The organism is Mangrovitalea sediminis (genome assembly GCF_002514725.1).
Lineage (GTDB): Bacteria > Pseudomonadota > Gammaproteobacteria > Pseudomonadales > Oleiphilaceae > Mangrovitalea > Mangrovitalea sediminis.
In genome coordinates this window covers 471,768-488,690 of record NZ_NTLB01000004.1, presented here as the reverse complement: position 1 = coordinate 488,690, position 16,923 = coordinate 471,768, and the positions used below count along the sequence as shown (strand labels likewise).

Genomic DNA, 16,923 nt, shown 5'->3' with positions numbered 1-16,923 from the left:
GGGGCCGGTCCTGCTGGCCAGGGGAAGGAGTGATCATGGCGGCAGCGGTGCTTTCAGCGGTCCAGCGGTTGAAGCAGTTCACGCCACTGGACCGGTTGTCGGAAGACCAGTTGATCCTGCTGGCCGAACGCCTGTCGCTGCGGCGCCTGAAGGCCGGTCAGCAGTTATTCGAGTCTGGCAGTTGCGACGGTAACGATTATTTTCTGCTGGAAGGGAGTGTCTGCCTGCGTCAGGGCGACGGCCTGGAAAGTTCTGTCGCGGCGGACGACCCGGAAGCCAGTTTGCCGATTGCCCGGGGCGAACCGCGAACCTGCGATGCCTACGCCAGCGAGGGCAGCACCTTCGTCGTGGTACCTGCAGATGTTTTGCGTCAGCTCCTACAGGCTGCGCCACTTGATGACGAGTCTGCCGAGAACAAGACGGATACCGTGGCTGACGACGATTACGCGGTGTTGATGGAGTTCTACCGGGACCTGCGCGCCAACAAGGTGACGCTGCCGAGCCTGCCGGACATAGCCATGCGTATTCGTCGGGTTGCCGACGCAGAGGGCTCGAGCGCAGAAGATATCGGGCGTGTCGTCAGCGCTGATCCGGCGATTGCCGCCAAGTTGCTGCGAGCTTGCAACAGTCCGCTTTACCGGGGTTTCAGTGAAATTGCCACAACGCGGGAAGCGGTTGTACGTCTGGGATTGCGGACGACCCGTCAACTGGTCACGGTCTTTTCCATGCGGGAATTGTTCAAGAGCAAACGGCCGGAGTTGCAGGCAGAAATGGCGCGACTCTGGGATCATTCCCGCGAGGTGGCTGCGATCAGCTGGGTCCTGGCCAGGGCCTTGCCAGGGGTTGATCCGGAGGAGGCGTTGTTGGCGGGACTCCTGCACGATATCGGAACCATTCCGGTGCTGCAGTATGCAGACCATTACGTGTCGCTGTTCGCCGACGGCCGCCGATTGGACGAAACCTCCCGTTCGCTGCGTGGCGAGATCGGTCAGGCTCTGCTGGAGCATTGGGATTTTCCGCCTCGTTACGGGGAAGTGGCGCGCCATGCGGAAGACTGGCTTTATGATACGGGGGACGAGCAGGTTCACCTGGTCGACATTGTTATCATTGCCCAGTTGCATGCCTACATCGGTAAGCATTGTGAGCCTCAGTTGCCGGCGTTCTTCGAGGTGCCTGCGTTCCAGCGTATGCAGTGCCTGGAGCTGGGGCCCCAGCAGAGTCTGCGTGTGATCAGCGAGGCACGTACCCAGATCGGAGCCCTGCACAGCCTCCTGACAGGGCGATAAAGACTGTAAAAAAGGCGTTTTTCGGGTGAAAAACGCTGTAAGCGTCATAAAATAGAGATAACGATAATAATCAGAATTGGAGCTAGCGTTGTCGACAACACGAAATCGTGATGGCGGCCTTGAATGCTGCGCGGAAAAAAAGCAGCTGGCCGGGATTGCCGGGAGCAAACGATGGCAGATGGATGTTGCAATCCCTCCGTGCCTGCAACTGGCGGTGCAGTGATGAGGGTGCCTCTGTTTCCGCTCAATTCGCTGATATTGCCTCGCGGGCGGATGTCCCTGCAGCTGTTCGAGCCGCGGTATGTGGATATGCTGAGCCGGTGCCTGCGCCACGACCGGGGCTTCGTCGTGGTGTTGATCCGCGATGGGCAGGAAACCTCACCGACCTGTGCGTTCTACGACATCGGAACCTATGTGCGGGTGGTGGATTTCAAGTCGATGGATAACGGCATGCTCGGCATCACCGTTGCCGGTGAGGCCAAGGTGGCGGTACTGGACTGTTGGCGACGGGAGGATGGGCTCAACGAGGGCGATGTCGAATGGCTGATGGACGAGCCCGCCATTCCCACACCATCCTTTCATGAAGAGCTGGTCAGCGTGCTGCGGGCGCTCCTGCAGCACCCCTCGATTCGAGAAATGGAACTGGATATCGACTATTCGGACAGCCGCGATGTCGGCTGGCGCCTCACTGAGCTTCTGCCGCTTGAAAAGAATGACAAGCAGCGTTTGGCCGAAATGGTCGACCCCCTTGAGCGCCTGGAAAGCCTGCACGATATCATCGACGCGCTGGAATGATCAGCTGATTGGCTGGTAGGCCAGGATCGCTGCGGGCCAGGTGTGAAGCGTATAGATCGCCAGCGCGATCAGCCAGGCTGCAAGGGCGACCAGTGTCAGGCTGTCGATGCTGAGTGCCTGTCGGTCGAAGCGGCTGTAGGACACGCGGGTAAAGCCGCAGATGACCAGCCCCAGCAATACACCCCCCACCACATCGGTAAACCAATGCACGCCCAGGTACAGTCGGCTGAGGGAGATCAGCAGTACCGGCACGCTCGCCAACGTATAGGCCTTCCAGCGTTTGCGCACCGGCAGTTCCGCCGCAATGAAGGCGCCCAGCAGGCCAAACAGGACGGTGGCGCCGGTCGCGTGGCCGCTCGGGTATGAGGGCGATGCGGGAGGATGCAGGACCAGTGCCGGACGCAGTGTGTCGAATGCCGTTTTGAGTCCGGCCACCAGAATGCCGGTCGCGATACCGGCCAGCGCCACATGCAGTGCTGCCGCGCGGTAGCCCCGGATCCATAAAAGCAGTGTGATCAGCACGAAGCCGAGCCAGATCGCAAAACGATTCCCCAGCAGGGTGATGCCCGTCATTGCCGCATCCAGCCAAGGCGTCCGGAGCACATGCATGAAGTCGGTGGCCAGGTGATTGAACTGGCGGAGCCAGTCCGTATGTAGTGCCAGCAGCGACCAAAGCGTAAAGCCCGCAATGGCGCCGGTTCCCAGCACCAGTGATGCTAAAGGAAATCTGCCGCCTTCCGTCCGCTGGTTTGAAAACGTCCGCCAGAACCGGTGACTTTGATCGTAGCGCTGCAGCCATTCGCGGACGCGTTGATAGATGGCGCCTTCGTGTTCGAGTTGCCAGTGCAGCCGGAATATCAGCAGGTAAAGCGCAAGTAGCACTCCCAGGCTGGTGAAGAGTACCGGGTAAAAATGCGGGGGCAAGTGGACCTGCAATTCGAGCGTGGCGCCGACCATGTAACCGGGTAGTACATACGCCGGGGCCCAGGCGAGGGATGCCAGGACATCAACTATCACAAAATGCCAAACCGGCATGTCGAAAGCGCCGGCTACGATGGGAATCACCGGCCGGAGCAACCCAACGAAACGACCGACGATGACGCTTTTACCACCATGCTGCTGGAAAAAATGTTCCCCCCGGGCAATGGCTTTGGGGTAGAGCCGGAATGGCCAGACCTCGTGCAGCCGGCCCTGCAGCGAACGGCCCAGGAGGTAGCTCATAATGTCGCCCAAAGCCGCACCCAGGGCGCTCCATGCCAGCAGCGGCAAGGCATTCATGCCACTGCCCGCCGCAATGGCGCCAATGGCAAACATGACGGGGATGCTGGGTACGGTAAAACCGATAAGGGCCAGTGACTCCAGGAGCGAAGTGACAAAAGCAATGACCAGTAACCAATTTTGATGCGCCGTCAGCCAGGGACTGACGGTAGAAATCCAATGCGATATCACGAAGGGTTGATCCGTTTCTGTCAGTCGGTCACACGATGGTGCCAAACGCGGTTGTGTCCCCGTTGCTGCGCCTCGCGCAGTGCCCGGGTGGCGACGTTCATCAGATGCTCCGCCGAAATGGCTTCGAGCTGCCGGGTGGTGCAGCCCAGGCTGACACTCAGGCTGTCGGTCTGCGGCCAGCGGGATTCCGCCAGGGTGCGCCTTATGCGTTCGGCGATGACCCGGGCGCCTTCCTCGGGTGTGAACGGCAGTATCAGGAAGAAATTACCGTCGCCAGTGTAGTAGTGGCTGTCACCGGCGCGGATGATGCTGCCGATCTTTTCGCTGATCCCCTGTAGCAGCGGTTGCAGGTCTGAGCTCCCGTGGAGATCCTCCAGCTCGCCGTAATAGTCGATCTGCAGCTGCAGCAGGGAGAGGGGGTGACCTGTCACGGTGCCGCGGCTGAGTTCCTTGGCCAGCGTCTCTTCCAGGTAGCGGGCATTATAGGCGCCGGTGACCGGATCGACGATGGAAAGCTCTGCCACGGAAAGGGCGTTATGGTGATAGCGCCAGGCATAGAAGCCGGCCGTCGCCGTCACCAGGAGGGCTGAAACCAGCGTGCTGATGGCCAGGAATACCGAGTGATCGACGAACAGGGCGATGCTGACGGCCAGCGTGGTTGCCGCCGACAAGGCCAGCCCCGGACGGGGCGGCAGCAGGAGCAGGTTCAATAACAGCAGCGGGTAAAGCCAGTAGTGTGCCAATGATGGCCGGGCGACGACACAGCTGACAATCGTCGCCGCGAACCCCACCGCGATCCAGAAATGACCAGGGGCCCTCAACTGGCGCTTGTGCTGACTTAGGGTGTAACCGATACCGGCCAGTGCCAGGGCCGCGAGTATGAGTCCGCCGTAGAACAGGTCGTAGAAACCGTAGAGCAGGTTCTGGTTGGCCAATACGACAAAGAAGGCAACGGCAATACCATAGCTCATCAAATGGGTGCGGGTGCGCAGGCGCGTTTCCGTCATTGTGCGTTGCTCCCACCCTCGGCTTTGCCGTTTTCAATAAGACTGTCGTTCATCTCGGCGTCGTCCTGCGACACATAGGACAGTATGCGGTTGCCACCTTGCTGTTGAGCCCGGCGCAGGCTGGTGCGGGCCTTCTCCTGCAGACTGTCTGGGTCGTCCCCCACATTGAGGCCTGCGACTCCACCGCTGGCCGTCGTGGCAATGTCATGGCGCTGCGCCAGCGAGCGGATCTGGCGACGGAGGTCCTCGGCCAGTCGTATGGCCGAGGACGTGGTGTTACCGGGTAGAATCAATAAGAACTGGGTGTCGGCGACACGGTAGTAGCTGTCGAAGTCTCTCAGTTCCTCGTGCAGCAGGCGTCCGACACGGTGGAGCAAAGCGGCGAGATCTGCCGTCGGGGGAGGATTCTCGCCGGGCGGGTCCAGGGCCAGCAGGATAATCGACAGTTCGGTGCCTTCCCGTTCGCTGCGCTGGATTTCCTTATACAGGTCTGTGGCCAGATGCTCCCAGGTCGATGCCTGGGTCAGGGTATCTGTACGTCGCAAGGGTGCAAGCTGGCGGGTCTTGAATTCCCGCAGGTAGACGAAAATGCCCGATAGCGCGGTGGCCAGCAGTATCGTCGGCAGGAATTCGTGGCGGCTGGCTCCGAGGGCCGGTTCCATTCCGAGCCAGAGCACGAGGCCGATAAAGAACAGGGTGAGCATCAGGGCGCCGCGCAGGCTCCATACCACACAGGCTACCATCGGGAAGAGGTAGGCCCAGCCTCTCAGGGCGGGAACCCTGTCGCCGACGGCAAGCACGATGATCGCCAGCAAGAGGAGGCTGCTGAGACGGGCGAGCATCCGCGGGACGGCTTCGATAGCCAGGTGTTCCGACCAGTACAGTGCGCCGAGCAGGCTGCTCATCACCAGCACGACAATGGCGGTAAAGGGCTGCCCGGCAACGAATGCGGCCAAAGCGAATAACAGCAGAATCACCGTTGCATAGCGCAGCAACCGGTTGAACAGAACCTGGTCGGTGAGGCTGGACATGCTCGCTCCCTGACATTTTTCGTTATGTCCGCTCCCTGTTTTGCCGTTTCCGCCGCGATAGTCACCTCAGGAAAAGGTGTCGCTGCACGGCCTCTCGGTCAGGGAGGCGGTTGTTGTTTTCTGTTCGGAGCCCTGGGGTCGGCGGGGTCCTGCGGTTATGCCGGGTAATCGGATGGTGCCGCCGGAGGGCTATGGGCGGTATAATAGCCGACTTTCCGGGATAACCGCAGGGGCGGACGAAGCCGGAATGCATTGTTGTCGTCGAAGACCCTGTCTGCGACCGGCAGGGCAGAGACTGAAAACAGGGGAATTTCATGGATATTGCCACCTATATGGCCGATGTGGGCCAACGGGCGCGGCGAGCGGCCACGGCGATGGCCCGCGCCTCGACGGCGGATCGCAATGCGGCCCTGCTGGCGACGGCCGAAGCGCTCGATGCGGCACGGGCCGGCTTGCAGGAAGCCAACGAAAAGGACCTGGCCGCTGGCCGCGAGAACGGTTTGGCCGAGGCCATGCTCGACCGCCTGGCTCTGACGCCGGCCCGTATCGATGGCATGATCGAAGGCTTGCGTCAGGTGGCAACATTGCCTGACCCCATCGGTATCATTACGGACATGTGCTACCGGCCTTCAGGTATCCAGGTCGGTCGTATGCGCGTGCCGCTGGGTGTGATCGGGATTATTTACGAGTCCCGCCCCAATGTGACCGTCGATGCTGCCAGTTTGTGCCTGAAGTCCGGTAATGCCACCATTTTGCGAGGTGGCTCCGAGGCCATTCATTCCAATCAGGCGATTGCAGTCTGTGTGCAAAAAGGGTTGCAGGCCGCTGGGTTGCCTGAGGATGCCGTGCAAGTGATTCGAACCACCGACCGCGCGGCTGTTGGTGCCATGATCACGATGCCCGAATTCGTCGATGTCATCGTTCCTCGTGGCGGCAAGGGTCTGATCGAGCGTATCAGCCGGGATGCACGGGTGCCGGTGATCAAGCACCTGGACGGTGTCTGTCATGTTTTTGTCGATCGCGATGCAGATCGGAACAAGGCTCTGGACGTGGCGGTCAACGCCAAGACCCAACGTTACGGCACCTGCAACACCATGGAAACCCTGCTGGTCGATGCCCCGGTCGCCGAGAGCATCCTGCCGGGTCTGGCTGACCGTTTCCGCGAGCTGGGCGTTGAGCTGAGGGGCTGCTCCCGTACCCGGGAGTTGATTCCGGATGTGGTCGCCGCGACCGAAGATGATTGGTATGAAGAGTACCTGGCGCCGATTCTGGCGATTCGGGTCGTCGACGGCCTGGATGCGGCGATCGAGCATATCAATTACTACGGCTCACACCACACGGATGCGATTATTACCGAGAACTTTACGCGGGCACGGCGCTTCCTCACAGAAGTGGACTCCAGCTCGGTAATGGTCAATGCCTCGACCCGGTTTGCAGACGGTTTCGAGTATGGCCTGGGCGCGGAAATCGGGATTTCCACCGATAAGTTCCATGCGCGCGGCCCGGTCGGCCTGGACGGCCTGACCTCCCAGAAGTACGTTGTCTTCGGTGACGGACACATCCGGAAGTGACGGCAACCGGTACTCTTCATGTCATGATGGGCGGGACCTTCGATCCTGTCCATCATGGTCACTTGCGTATGGCATTGGAGTTGCGCGAGCGGCTCGGGCCGGCTCGCGTTTATATGGTGCCATGCCAGGTGCCACCGCATCGTGCTCAACCGGGAGCTACCGGTAGTCAGCGGCTGGCCATGCTCAAGGCTGCGCTGGTCGATGAGGCCGCTGTCGTGGCGGATGATCGCGAGCTGCAGATGGCGGGACCTTCCTATACGGTGGATACGCTCAAGCGCTGGCGTCAGGAAATCGGGCCGGAAGCGCCGCTGGCGGTCATGCTGGGAACCGATGCCTTTGCCGGGCTTGAGCACTGGTCCCGTTGGGAAATGATGCCTGAACTGGCCCACATCATCATCGTTGAGCGCCCCGGCTATGACGTACCGGCAGAAAGCGGTGCGGGCCGGTTGATGGCCGCACGGGCGGTGAGTGATATGGCAGCGTTATGGACGCGTCCGCAGGGGTTGGTCTGGAAAACGGAGCTGTCCAGGCTGGATATAGCTGCGACGGACATCCGTCAGCGGATTTCGCAGGGACGGTCACCGCGCTTTCTGGTGCCCGACGCTGTCTGGCACTATATACAGAAGGAAGGGTTGTACGGTTTCGATGCCGTGCAGTCGATATTGTCTTGATCGGTTCGTCAGAACCGATACGGCGCTTTGTGCGTCGACAAGCGTTTTACCGCAATTGGGCGGCACCTATCATCAACAGGAGGACAGGTCAGCGCTTACGGTCTGGCAGACCGTCGTCGCAAACCCGCAGATACCCTATGCAGGCAGATCAATTGAAAGATATTGTGATTAAGGCACTGGAAGATCTTAAAGCCAAGGACATCAGTGTCCTTGATGTGCGCGATCGGACCAGTGTGACGGATTTTATGGTGATAGCTTCCGCGACCTCCAGTCGCCATGTGCGCTCGCTGGCCGACAATGTGGTTATCGAGGCCAAGGCCAATGGTGTTCGCTCGTCTCATGTGGAGGGGGGCGCTGCCAGCGACTGGATTCTGGTCGACCTGGGCGACGTGGTGGTGCATGTCATGATGCAGGCGACCCGGGAGTTCTACGACCTGGAACGCTTCTGGCGCGATGCTCCGCACCTCGGAGCCGCCGGCAGCGACTGAAACCATGCGTCTTAAGTTTATCTGCGTCGGTCAGCGCATGCCGTCCTGGGTGACGGCTGGCTACGACGAATATGCCCGCCGTTTCCCGCCTGAGCTGAAACTGGCGCTGACGGAAATTCCGTTGGCCCAGCGGGGGCGGAATACGGATATTCAGCGGGCAGTGAGCCGTGAAGGCGAACAGATGCTCGCCGCCGTGTCTGCTGGTGACCGGGTGATTGCCCTCGAAGTGGGTGGCAAAACCTGGTCGACGGAGCAGTTGGCGGAGCAACTGGAGCGTTGGCAGATGGATGGGCGGGATGTGTCGCTTCTGGTGGGCGGCCCGGATGGCCTGGCGCCATTGTGCCGGGAGCGGGCCGAGCAGCAATGGTCCCTGTCGCCGCTGACGCTACCTCATCCCCTGGTGCGTATCCTGGTAGCAGAGCAGTTATACCGGGCTTGGACTATCACCCAAAATCACCCATATCATCGTGCGTAATTCGGTATTCATGGGCTTGGCGACCTATCGCTTGTGCCGACAAGTGATTGTTGGTGAAACACTATTTTCGATGGCGCCGGTCACCAGCTTCATGGTCGGATGGGTGCCGGTTACTGGAACTTTTTGGCGCGCAGGCGTTCTACGCCTGCATTTACGACCGCTGCTTTCCCGCAGCGTAAATGAACGATAAAGGCGGGAGCGGGCCGATTCATGCGATGGGGCACTTTTAAGAATACGGTTCGGGAGAAATATCTCTTCCGACGTCGCGCACTGTTGTCGCTGGTGATCATCTTTCTGTTGAGCGCCGTGCTTGGCGTGCGCCTCTACTATCTGCAGATCGTCGAGCACAAGACCTATACCACGCTCTCGGACAAGAACCGGGTACAGGTGGAGCCGATTCCACCCACCCGTGGCCTGATCTACGATCGCAATGGTGTCCTGTTGGCGGAGAACCGGCCGGTGTTCAGCGTGACCATCGTCCCCGAACTGGTCAAGAACATGGACAAGACGCTCGCGCGACTAAGCAAGATCATCAAGCTCAGTCCGGATGACGAAGAGCGTTTCCGTCGGCATCTCAAAGAGTACCGGCGTCCATATGAGCCTGTGACACTGCGGTATAACCTGACTGAAGAGGAAATCGCCAAGCTTGCGGTGCATCGCTACGACCTTCCCGGCGTCGACGTAGGCGCGGAGCTGGTTCGTTACTATCCCTATGGCTCGACCACGGTTTCGGCATTGGGCTACGTGGGGCGTATCAACGAAAAGGAACTAAAGACTGCCGACCCGGTGAATTATGCCGGCACGCACTACATCGGTAAGCTCGGGGTTGAGAAGTTCTACGAGAACATACTACACGGCACTGTGGGTTATCAGAATGTCGAGACCAACGCGCGAGGACGCATCATGCGCGTGTTGGAGCGCCACGATCCGATTCCCGGCAAGAACATCGAGTTGACCATCGATCTGCGACTGGAGACCCTGGCCCACAAGATCATGGCCGGTCAGCGTGGCGCTGTGGTCGCGATTGATCCCAATAACGGCGATATCCTGGCCATGGTCAGTTCGCCGTCCTACGACCCAAACCAGTTCGTGACCGGCATCGATTACGATACCTACAAGAAACTTCGCAGTTCGCCGGATCTACCGTTGTTCAACCGGGCACTGCGTGGTCAGTATCCGCCGGGCTCGACGGTGAAGCCGTTTATGGCGATTGCGGGATTGGATACCGGTACGATCACGCCTGCTTTCCGCATGTTCGATCCCGGCTTCTACCAACTTAGCGTGGGTGGTCGGAAGTATCACGACTGGAAGCGTTGGGGGCACGGTTGGGTCAATTTGCACAGTGCCATCGAAGAATCCTGCGATACTTATTTTTATCACCTCGCCGATAAGATGGGCGTGGATGATATGGATAAGTATTTGAGTATGTTCGGGTTCGGTCAGAATACGGCGCTTGATGTGGATGAGGCGCAACAGGGGTTGCTGCCGTCCCGTGCCTGGAAGCGAGCGGTCAAGCGGGAACCCTGGTACCCGGGGGATTCTTTGAATATGGGGATCGGCCAGGGTTATATGCTGGTGACGCCATTGCAGCTGGCAACGGCCACGGCCGTGTTGGCGGCGCGCGGAACCTGGCATCAGCCGCATCTGCTGAAGCAGGTGATGGACGGTACGCCGGTTGCCGATGTGCTGCCGAAGCAGACGATGAGTAATATCCATCTCCGCAGCCGCAGTGAGTGGGTGTCGGTGGTCGGTGGTATGGAGGCCGTTATGAACGGGCCGCATGGGACGGCTCGGCGCGTGGGGCGAGGGTCGCCTTTCCAGTTGGCAGGTAAAAGCGGCACCGCGCAGGTGGTGGGCTTGCCCCAGGACAACCACTACGACGAGAAGGAAAAGGCGCTGCGCCTGCGTGACCACGCACTGTTTATTATGTTTGCGCCTGCTGAAAAACCGAAAATCGCCGTGGCGGTGATTGTTGAAAACGCCGGTAGCGGGAGCGGCGCTGCAGCGCCGGTAGCCAAGCAAATCGTAGACGCATGGATTCAGGGCTTCCCGGCCGATAAGGATATCAAGCCGGTGCAGGACGTGGACGAGGGTGACAGGTGATCGGACGGGACTATCTCAGACACATGCCGAGCGGGCATGACGACTTGGGCCAGCGCCGCGGCTGGTTGGTGCGGCTGCACCTGGATCCATTGCTGTTGATCCTGATGCTGATCCTGATCGTTGGTGGTTTGTTCGTACTCTACAGCGGCAGCGACGGCAGCATTCAGACCGTCGAGAAGCAGGTGGTCCGCTTTGGGCTGGCGTTTGTCGTCATGTTCGTCTTCGCCCAACTCGACCCCAGTGTCTATCGGCGCTGGTCGCCCTGGCTGTTCGGCGTTGGCACCCTGGCCCTGATTGCGGTATTGGTGGCTGGTGTGGGTGCCAAAGGAGCCCAACGATGGCTGCAGTTGCCGGGCATTCCCCGTTTCCAGCCCTCGGAATTCATGAAGCTGGCTGTGCCCATGATGTTGGCCTGGTATCTGTCCCGTCAGCCTCTGCCGCCGGGTTTCAAGGCGATTGCCACGGCGCTGATCATTCTCGGGGTACCGACCGCGCTCATTGTTAAGCAGCCCGATCTGGGAACCGCCTTGTTGATTGCTTCAGCTGGGATCTTCGTGCTTTTCTTCGCCGGGATCAGCTGGAAGCTGGTTGGCAGCTTCTTTGGACTGGCGGGTCTCGCCGCGCCGCTGATGTGGTTCTTCGTCATGCGCGACTACCAGAAGCAACGCATCCTGACGTTGCTGGACCCCTCCAGTGACCCACTGGGAGCCGGCTGGAACATTATCCAGTCGAAGACCGCGATCGGTTCCGGGGGGCTCTTTGGCAAGGGCTGGATGCAGGGGACGCAGTCGCACCTGGACTTCCTGCCGGAAAGCCACACGGATTTTATCGTCGCCGTATTGGCCGAGGAATTCGGCTTTGTCGGTGTCATGCTGCTGTTGTCCGTCTACCTGATGATCATCGGTCGTTGTCTCTATATCGCCACGCACGCGCAGGACTCCTATAGCCGATTGCTCGCCGGCAGCCTGACGTTGACCTTTTTCATCTACGTGTTCGTCAATATCGGGATGGTCAGTGGCATCCTGCCGATCGTAGGGGTGCCGCTGCCCTTGATCAGTTACGGTGGGACCTCTGCCGTTACGCTGCTCGCCGGTTTCGGTATTCTGATGTCGATCCATACCCATCGCCGCATGCTGGTGTCATGAGCCAACTGGCTGTGGGTATTACGTTTTGTTCATTTCAAAATCGGCCTATGGTCGCTTCGGGGAGTACCGTGATAGTCTCCATCGCCGGAGCCTGTTTAGGCCGTAGGTGGCTGCCTGATACTCGGGCGGATGGCCTCAGGAGGGGCGGATGATACGAATGAAAGGTGTTCGGAGCTTGTGGCTTCTCCTGTTGCTGGCCGGCGTGTCGTTGTCTGCCCGGGCGAATTACCTGTCGAATCCGGATGCGCAACACTTTATCGATATGATGGTCAGCAAGCATGGTTTCAGTCGCTTTGAGATGGAGCGCTGGATGGCGAATGCTGACCGTAAGGACAGTATTCTCGAGGCGATCAGCCGGCCTGCGGAGAAAGTGCTCGAGTGGAAGGACTACCGTAAGATCTTTCTCACCAGCCAACGCATTCGCCAGGGACGTGCCTTTCTCGAGGCCCATAAGGCCGCTTTTGATCGCGAAGAAGCCGAGCTGGGGGTCTCCCGCTATATTGTCGCGGCGATCATCGGTGTGGAAACACGTTATGGTCATGTGGATGGCAACTATCGGGTGATCGATGCGTTATCCACGCTGGCTTTTGACTATCCCCCTCGCAGCGCCTTCTTCCGGCGGCAGTTGGAACAGTACTTCCTGATGACCCGTGAACAGCACTTCAATCCGCTGTCGCTGACGGGTTCCTACGCAGGGGCCATGGGATACGGCCAGTTTATTCCCAGTAGCTACCGGGACTTTGCCATCGACTTCGATGGCGACAAGGTGGCCGATATTTTCGATAACCCGGTGGATGCTATCGGCAGTGTTGCCAATTACTTTCATAAGCACAGCTGGCAGTATGGCTCGCCGGTGGCCGATCAGGTGCAGTTGGACGCGGCCAAGGCTGCATCGCTGGAAACGGACGGTCTGAAACCGACGTTGACCATGGCAGATTTTCGCAAGGCGGGCGTCGATCCCAGTGAGGATGTTGCGGGCACTCAACCAACCCGGTTGATTACATTGCAGGGTGAAAAGGGTGCAGAGTACTGGCTGACGTACCATAATTTCTACGTCATAACCCGGTACAACCACAGTCCGCTCTATGCCATGGCGGTTTATCAGTTGGCCCAAGCTCTGGCAGATTAAGCCGCGAGAGCCGGTTTGGGTCTCAGAAAGCAGAAGAAGAGGTGTCATGACGCCGCCGCGTTTGATAGCGTTGCTCCTGACCGTGCTGGTGATGGCGGGATGTGCTTCGTCCCGGTATAGCATGGACAAGGACGCGGCACCGGTTGCCTCGGTGGACGTGAACCAGATCCCGTCGGTGGTGCCGCATCCGGTGACTCGGAGTTCGGTCGGGAACAAGTCGCCTTATACGGTCTGGGGAAAAACGTATCAGGTGCTGGCCAGCGCCAAGGGATATCATGCCCGGGGCCTTGCAAGCTGGTATGGCGCAAAGTTCCATGGGCATCGCACCTCCGACGGCGAGATCTTCAATATGTATCGCTATTCGGCGGCGCACCGGACTTTGCCGTTACCCTGTTTTGTCAGGGTGACCAATCTGGAGAACGGTCGCAGCCTGATTGTGCGGGTCAATGATAGAGGGCCTTTCCACAGTGACCGGCTGATCGATCTGTCCTATGCGGCCGCCAAGAAGCTGGGCTATGCGGCCCAGGGCACCACCATGGTCCAGATCGATGCTATCGACCCCGATACGGCAGAAGAGGTTCGAGTCGCTTCGTCACCGTCCTCGCCCGACGTGACGCCGTCGACACCGACAATGCCCCCTTCGGCGGCGAGTGACGGCGGGCTCTTTGTTCAGGTGGCGGCATTTACCAATGAAGCGGCCGCCCAGCGGCTGGTGAGCCGGTTGCGACAGTTGCTCCAGTCGCCGGCCCGGATCGTCGATGCCGGGGATCAGTCGAAGGTGATTCACCGTGTGCAGGTGGGACCGTTCAGTAGTCAGGCCGACGCGACAGCGGTTAAGGAGCAGTTGCAGCGGAACGGATTCGACAGTCCCATCCTGGTGGGAGCGTCGGTCGGCGGCTCGAGTTGAGCGGGGTCGTGTTGTTGCACAGACAAGGACCTTCAGGTCCTTTATTTTTGGCGATGTTTTTCAACAGGTTTTTTCTCGGTGTACGGGTGGTATTCCGACAACCGGCACGAGCGAGGCCAGGGTTATGTGATCGGCTGACTGGCCGCCCATGACATCCATGACGACCATGAGAGTTAACGATAGATTCATGAAAATCCAAAAACTACTCCTCCACACGGCCACGCTGGTGGCGTTGTTGTTCAGTCTTTGTGTTCAGGCGGCTGTTCCGACCTCAGACCTCAAGCCGAAGCCTCTGGTGGAGACGAATCCGCAGAATGTGCTGATTCCCTCGCCGCCGCAAATCGCTGCACGGTCCTACATCCTGATGGACGCCAACAGCGGTCGTATCATTGTCGAAAACAACGACCATGAGCACCTGCCGCCGGCGAGCCTGACCAAACTCATGACCGCCTATATCGTGGAAACCGAGTTGGAGCAGGGCCGCATCAAAATGACGGATATGGTGCCGATCAGCGTCAATGCCTGGCGCACTGGCGGTTCCCGGATGTTCGTTCGCGAGGGGTCCAAGGTCAGTGTCAGTAATCTGCTGCACGGGATGATCATCCAGTCCGGTAATGATGCGACAGTGGCCCTGTCGGAATACATCGCCGGTAGCGAAGGCGCCTTTGCCGACATCATGAATCAGCAGGCGAAGATCCTGGGCATGAAGGACAGCCATTTCATGGACCCCACCGGGCTGCCGCATCCGGACCATTACTCCTCTGCCTACGACCTGGCCCTGTTGGCCCGGGCTATCATCGAGAACTACCCGGAAAACTATAAGATCTACAAGGACAAGTACTTTACTTGGAACAACATTCGTCAGCCTAACCGTAACCTGCTGCTGTGGCGTGATAAATCGGTGGACGGCTTGAAAACAGGTCATACCGAGGCGGCCGGCTATTGCCAGGTGACGTCGGCCAAGCGGGGCGACATGCGCCTGATCAGCGTGGTCATGGACACCAAGTCGGAAGAGGCCCGGGCGCAGGAATCACAGAAACTGCTCGACTACGGCTTCCGCTACTACGAGACGGAAAAGCTGTTCAGCGCAGGTCAGGTGCTGGATAACAGTCGTGTATGGGGCGGTAAGCAGGATTCGGTCCCGCTCGGCGTGACCCGTGATATCTATGTGACCATTCCGCATGGCACCAAGCCCAGCCTGCAGTCCAGCATGGATGTGCAAACCGTGATCAAGGCGCCGGTTAAGGCTGGTGACTCCTACGGTTCGGTCAAGGTCAAGCTGGGAGAGGAGCAACTGGTGAATGAAAAACTGGTGGCCTTGAAACCCGTTGATGAAGGCAGCTTCTTCAAGCGGCTGTGGGACATGATCAAATTGTTCTTCGTGAAGCTTTTCCACTAATCGTTGCTTCGCAATCGGCTAATGGGTGACACTCGTGACGTCGCCCAATCAGAAGCCGCCCTCTCGAGAGATGGGGCGGCTTCTGCGCATAAAGGGTTTGAGAGGACTGGGTAGGGGTTGGAGATCGCCGGGAATGCCCCCATATAGAGGCGAAATTCGGTGCTGCCCACCATGACGCCGGCTGGATTGCAGTCCGGTGTGTGTCGGATTAGGCTGGGGTTATCCCGGTTTCCCGACAGGGCGTGAGCGGCTGCCGAAGCCACGGGTGAGCTGTTCCCCGAATCAACTGTCCTTTCATCCAGTGGGAGTCATGCGAGCCATGAGCGAACCAACACCGCCGAAAATTGAATTTCCCTGTGACTATGGAATTAAGGTAATCGGCGACGCTGCGCCGGATTTCAAGCAATTCGTCATGGAAGTCGTTAGCCGTCACGACCCGGAACTGGTAGAGGAACGGGTTTCGATCAACGCCAGTCGCAATGGGCGCTTCTTTTCTGTTCGTCTGACCATCGTTGCGACTGGTGAGCCTCAACTCAAGGCCTTGTTCGAGGAGTTGAAGGCGAGCGGTCGCGTTCATATGGTCCTTTAAATACGACGCACTCTGGAGTGTGAATCGGCAATGCGGCAGTCAGCTTGGAGAGCGCGTGGACAGTCTGGCAAATGACAAGAGTAACCCGGCAACCGCTTCGGACGTCATGGATCGGGTCATTGTGCGTCGCCTGGGGGTGATGGACTACGAACCGACCTGGCAGGCCATGCAGCAGCTGACCCAGCAACGCGATGCTTCGACGGCGGACGAACTCTGGTTCCTACAGCATCCAAGGGTATTTACTCAAGGTCAGGCAGGTAAGGCTGAGCATGTGCTGGCGCCTGGCGATATTCCTGTCGTTAAGGTCGATCGCGGCGGGCAGGTGACCTATCACGGTCCGGGTCAGCTGGTCGGCTATCTGATGCTCGACCTTTCCCGCCGACACATGGGACCACGTGCCCTTGTTCGCCTCATCGAAGATGCGCTGGTGGATACCTTGGCGCATTGGGGAATAGAAGCTGCTCCACGGGAAGAGGCTCCGGGCGTGTATGTCGGTGATCGCAAGATTGCGTCTTTGGGACTCAGGATTCGCCGCGGCTGTTCCTTCCATGGGCTGGCGCTGAACGTCGACATGGATATGGAGCCGTTCCGGCGCATCAATCCCTGTGGTTATGCCGGTATGGAAATGACTCAGGTCGTCGACTTGGCGCCACAGGCGGACATCGAGTCAGTGCGGGAACGCTTGGCGGATAGCCTGGTCGAAAAACTGGGTTATACCGACTTTATGTTTGCCACAGTGCCGTCAGATCTTCAGCAAGACCCGGTTTAAAGGCCGTCGTTCGATGCCGGGATGCCCGGCCTAAGCTGCCCTTGGCTCGGGAGCCGGAGCATCCGCGTCGGTGAAGTTACAAAGACGGGGGTGCCTTCCCGTATAATAG

The 16,923-nt window shown here is 59.2% G+C and carries 16 protein-coding genes; 13 read left to right on the top strand and 3 right to left on the bottom strand.

The genetic code is table 11. The features are described 5' to 3' along the window. Positions 1–35 precede the first annotated feature (35 nt). Together CLR77_RS12120 and CLR77_RS12115 are read left to right on the top strand one after the other, a co-directional pair. The gene (locus CLR77_RS12120; RefSeq protein ID WP_097460898.1) at positions 36–1,286 is read left to right on the top strand and encodes an HDOD domain-containing protein; all 1,251 of its coding nucleotides are present in this window, start codon (positions 36–38) and stop codon (positions 1,284–1,286) included. 171 nt (positions 1,287–1,457) lie between these two features. Then, positions 1,458–2,081 (top strand): LON peptidase substrate-binding domain-containing protein, encoded by a 624-nt coding sequence (locus tag CLR77_RS12115; protein ID WP_227519897.1) that lies wholly within the window; start codon positions 1,458–1,460, stop codon positions 2,079–2,081. Here the strand turns inward: CLR77_RS12115 and CLR77_RS12110 are convergent, their stop codons facing one another. From CLR77_RS12110 to CLR77_RS12100, 3 genes are read right to left on the bottom strand one after another with little or no spacing between them, the layout of a single operon-like run. Continuing rightward, entirely contained in the window at positions 2,082–3,530 is a 1,449-nt protein-coding gene (locus tag CLR77_RS12110; protein WP_097460896.1) for a bifunctional DedA family/phosphatase PAP2 family protein, read from the bottom strand. A 20-nt stretch (positions 3,531–3,550) separates the two neighbouring features. Further along, on the bottom strand, positions 3,551–4,537 hold the full coding sequence (locus tag CLR77_RS12105; RefSeq protein WP_097460895.1) for a GGDEF domain-containing protein: 987 nt from the start codon (positions 4,535–4,537) through the stop codon (positions 3,551–3,553). Next, positions 4,534–5,568, bottom strand: a complete 1,035-nt coding sequence (locus CLR77_RS12100; protein ID WP_097460894.1) for a GGDEF domain-containing protein — start codon at positions 5,566–5,568, stop codon at positions 4,534–4,536. The genes CLR77_RS12105 and CLR77_RS12100 overlap by 4 nt, the downstream gene beginning before the upstream one ends. 314 nt (positions 5,569–5,882) lie before the next feature. On the opposite strand from CLR77_RS12100, the gene CLR77_RS12095 reads away from it, so the two are divergent. The 11 genes from CLR77_RS12095 (at position 5,883) to lipB (ending at position 16,814) form a co-directional block, all read left to right on the top strand. Beyond that, complete coding sequence (locus tag CLR77_RS12095; RefSeq protein WP_097460893.1) at positions 5,883–7,139, top strand: glutamate-5-semialdehyde dehydrogenase; 1,257 nt, start codon at positions 5,883–5,885, stop codon at positions 7,137–7,139. After that, complete coding sequence (gene nadD / locus CLR77_RS12090) at positions 7,136–7,810, top strand: nicotinate-nucleotide adenylyltransferase (RefSeq protein ID WP_227519896.1); 675 nt, start codon at positions 7,136–7,138, stop codon at positions 7,808–7,810. The genes CLR77_RS12095 and nadD overlap by 4 nt, the downstream gene beginning before the upstream one ends. 137 nt (positions 7,811–7,947) lie before the next feature. Next, on the top strand, positions 7,948–8,298 hold the full coding sequence (gene rsfS, locus CLR77_RS12085) for a ribosome silencing factor (protein ID WP_097460891.1): 351 nt from the start codon (positions 7,948–7,950) through the stop codon (positions 8,296–8,298). A 4-nt stretch (positions 8,299–8,302) separates the two neighbouring features. Beyond that, complete coding sequence (gene rlmH, locus CLR77_RS12080) at positions 8,303–8,773, top strand: 23S rRNA (pseudouridine(1915)-N(3))-methyltransferase RlmH (protein WP_097461018.1); 471 nt, start codon at positions 8,303–8,305, stop codon at positions 8,771–8,773. 210 nt (positions 8,774–8,983) lie between these two features. Beyond that, a complete protein-coding gene (gene mrdA / locus CLR77_RS12075; protein WP_097460890.1) occupies positions 8,984–10,876 on the top strand; it encodes a penicillin-binding protein 2 in 1,893 nt (630 codons plus the stop codon). A 23-nt stretch (positions 10,877–10,899) separates the two neighbouring features. After that, the gene (rodA, locus tag CLR77_RS12070) at positions 10,900–12,021 is read left to right on the top strand and encodes a rod shape-determining protein RodA (RefSeq protein ID WP_097460889.1); all 1,122 of its coding nucleotides are present in this window, start codon (positions 10,900–10,902) and stop codon (positions 12,019–12,021) included. Between the two features lie 148 nt (positions 12,022–12,169). Then, a complete protein-coding gene (gene mltB, locus CLR77_RS12065; RefSeq protein ID WP_227519895.1) occupies positions 12,170–13,150 on the top strand; it encodes a lytic murein transglycosylase B in 981 nt (326 codons plus the stop codon). 46 nt (positions 13,151–13,196) lie between these two features. After that, a complete protein-coding gene (locus CLR77_RS12060) occupies positions 13,197–14,057 on the top strand; it encodes a septal ring lytic transglycosylase RlpA family protein (RefSeq protein ID WP_158227187.1) in 861 nt (286 codons plus the stop codon). Between the two features lie 187 nt (positions 14,058–14,244). Then, a complete protein-coding gene (locus tag CLR77_RS12055) occupies positions 14,245–15,456 on the top strand; it encodes a D-alanyl-D-alanine carboxypeptidase family protein (protein WP_198962749.1) in 1,212 nt (403 codons plus the stop codon). A 319-nt stretch (positions 15,457–15,775) separates the two neighbouring features. After that, on the top strand, positions 15,776–16,045 hold the full coding sequence (locus CLR77_RS12050; protein ID WP_097460885.1) for an HP0495 family protein: 270 nt from the start codon (positions 15,776–15,778) through the stop codon (positions 16,043–16,045). A 106-nt stretch (positions 16,046–16,151) separates the two neighbouring features. Beyond that, positions 16,152–16,814: a lipoyl(octanoyl) transferase LipB gene (gene lipB / locus CLR77_RS12045; protein WP_097461017.1), complete on the top strand. Its 663-nt coding sequence runs from the start codon at positions 16,152–16,154 to the stop codon at positions 16,812–16,814. Positions 16,815–16,923 lie beyond the last annotated feature (109 nt).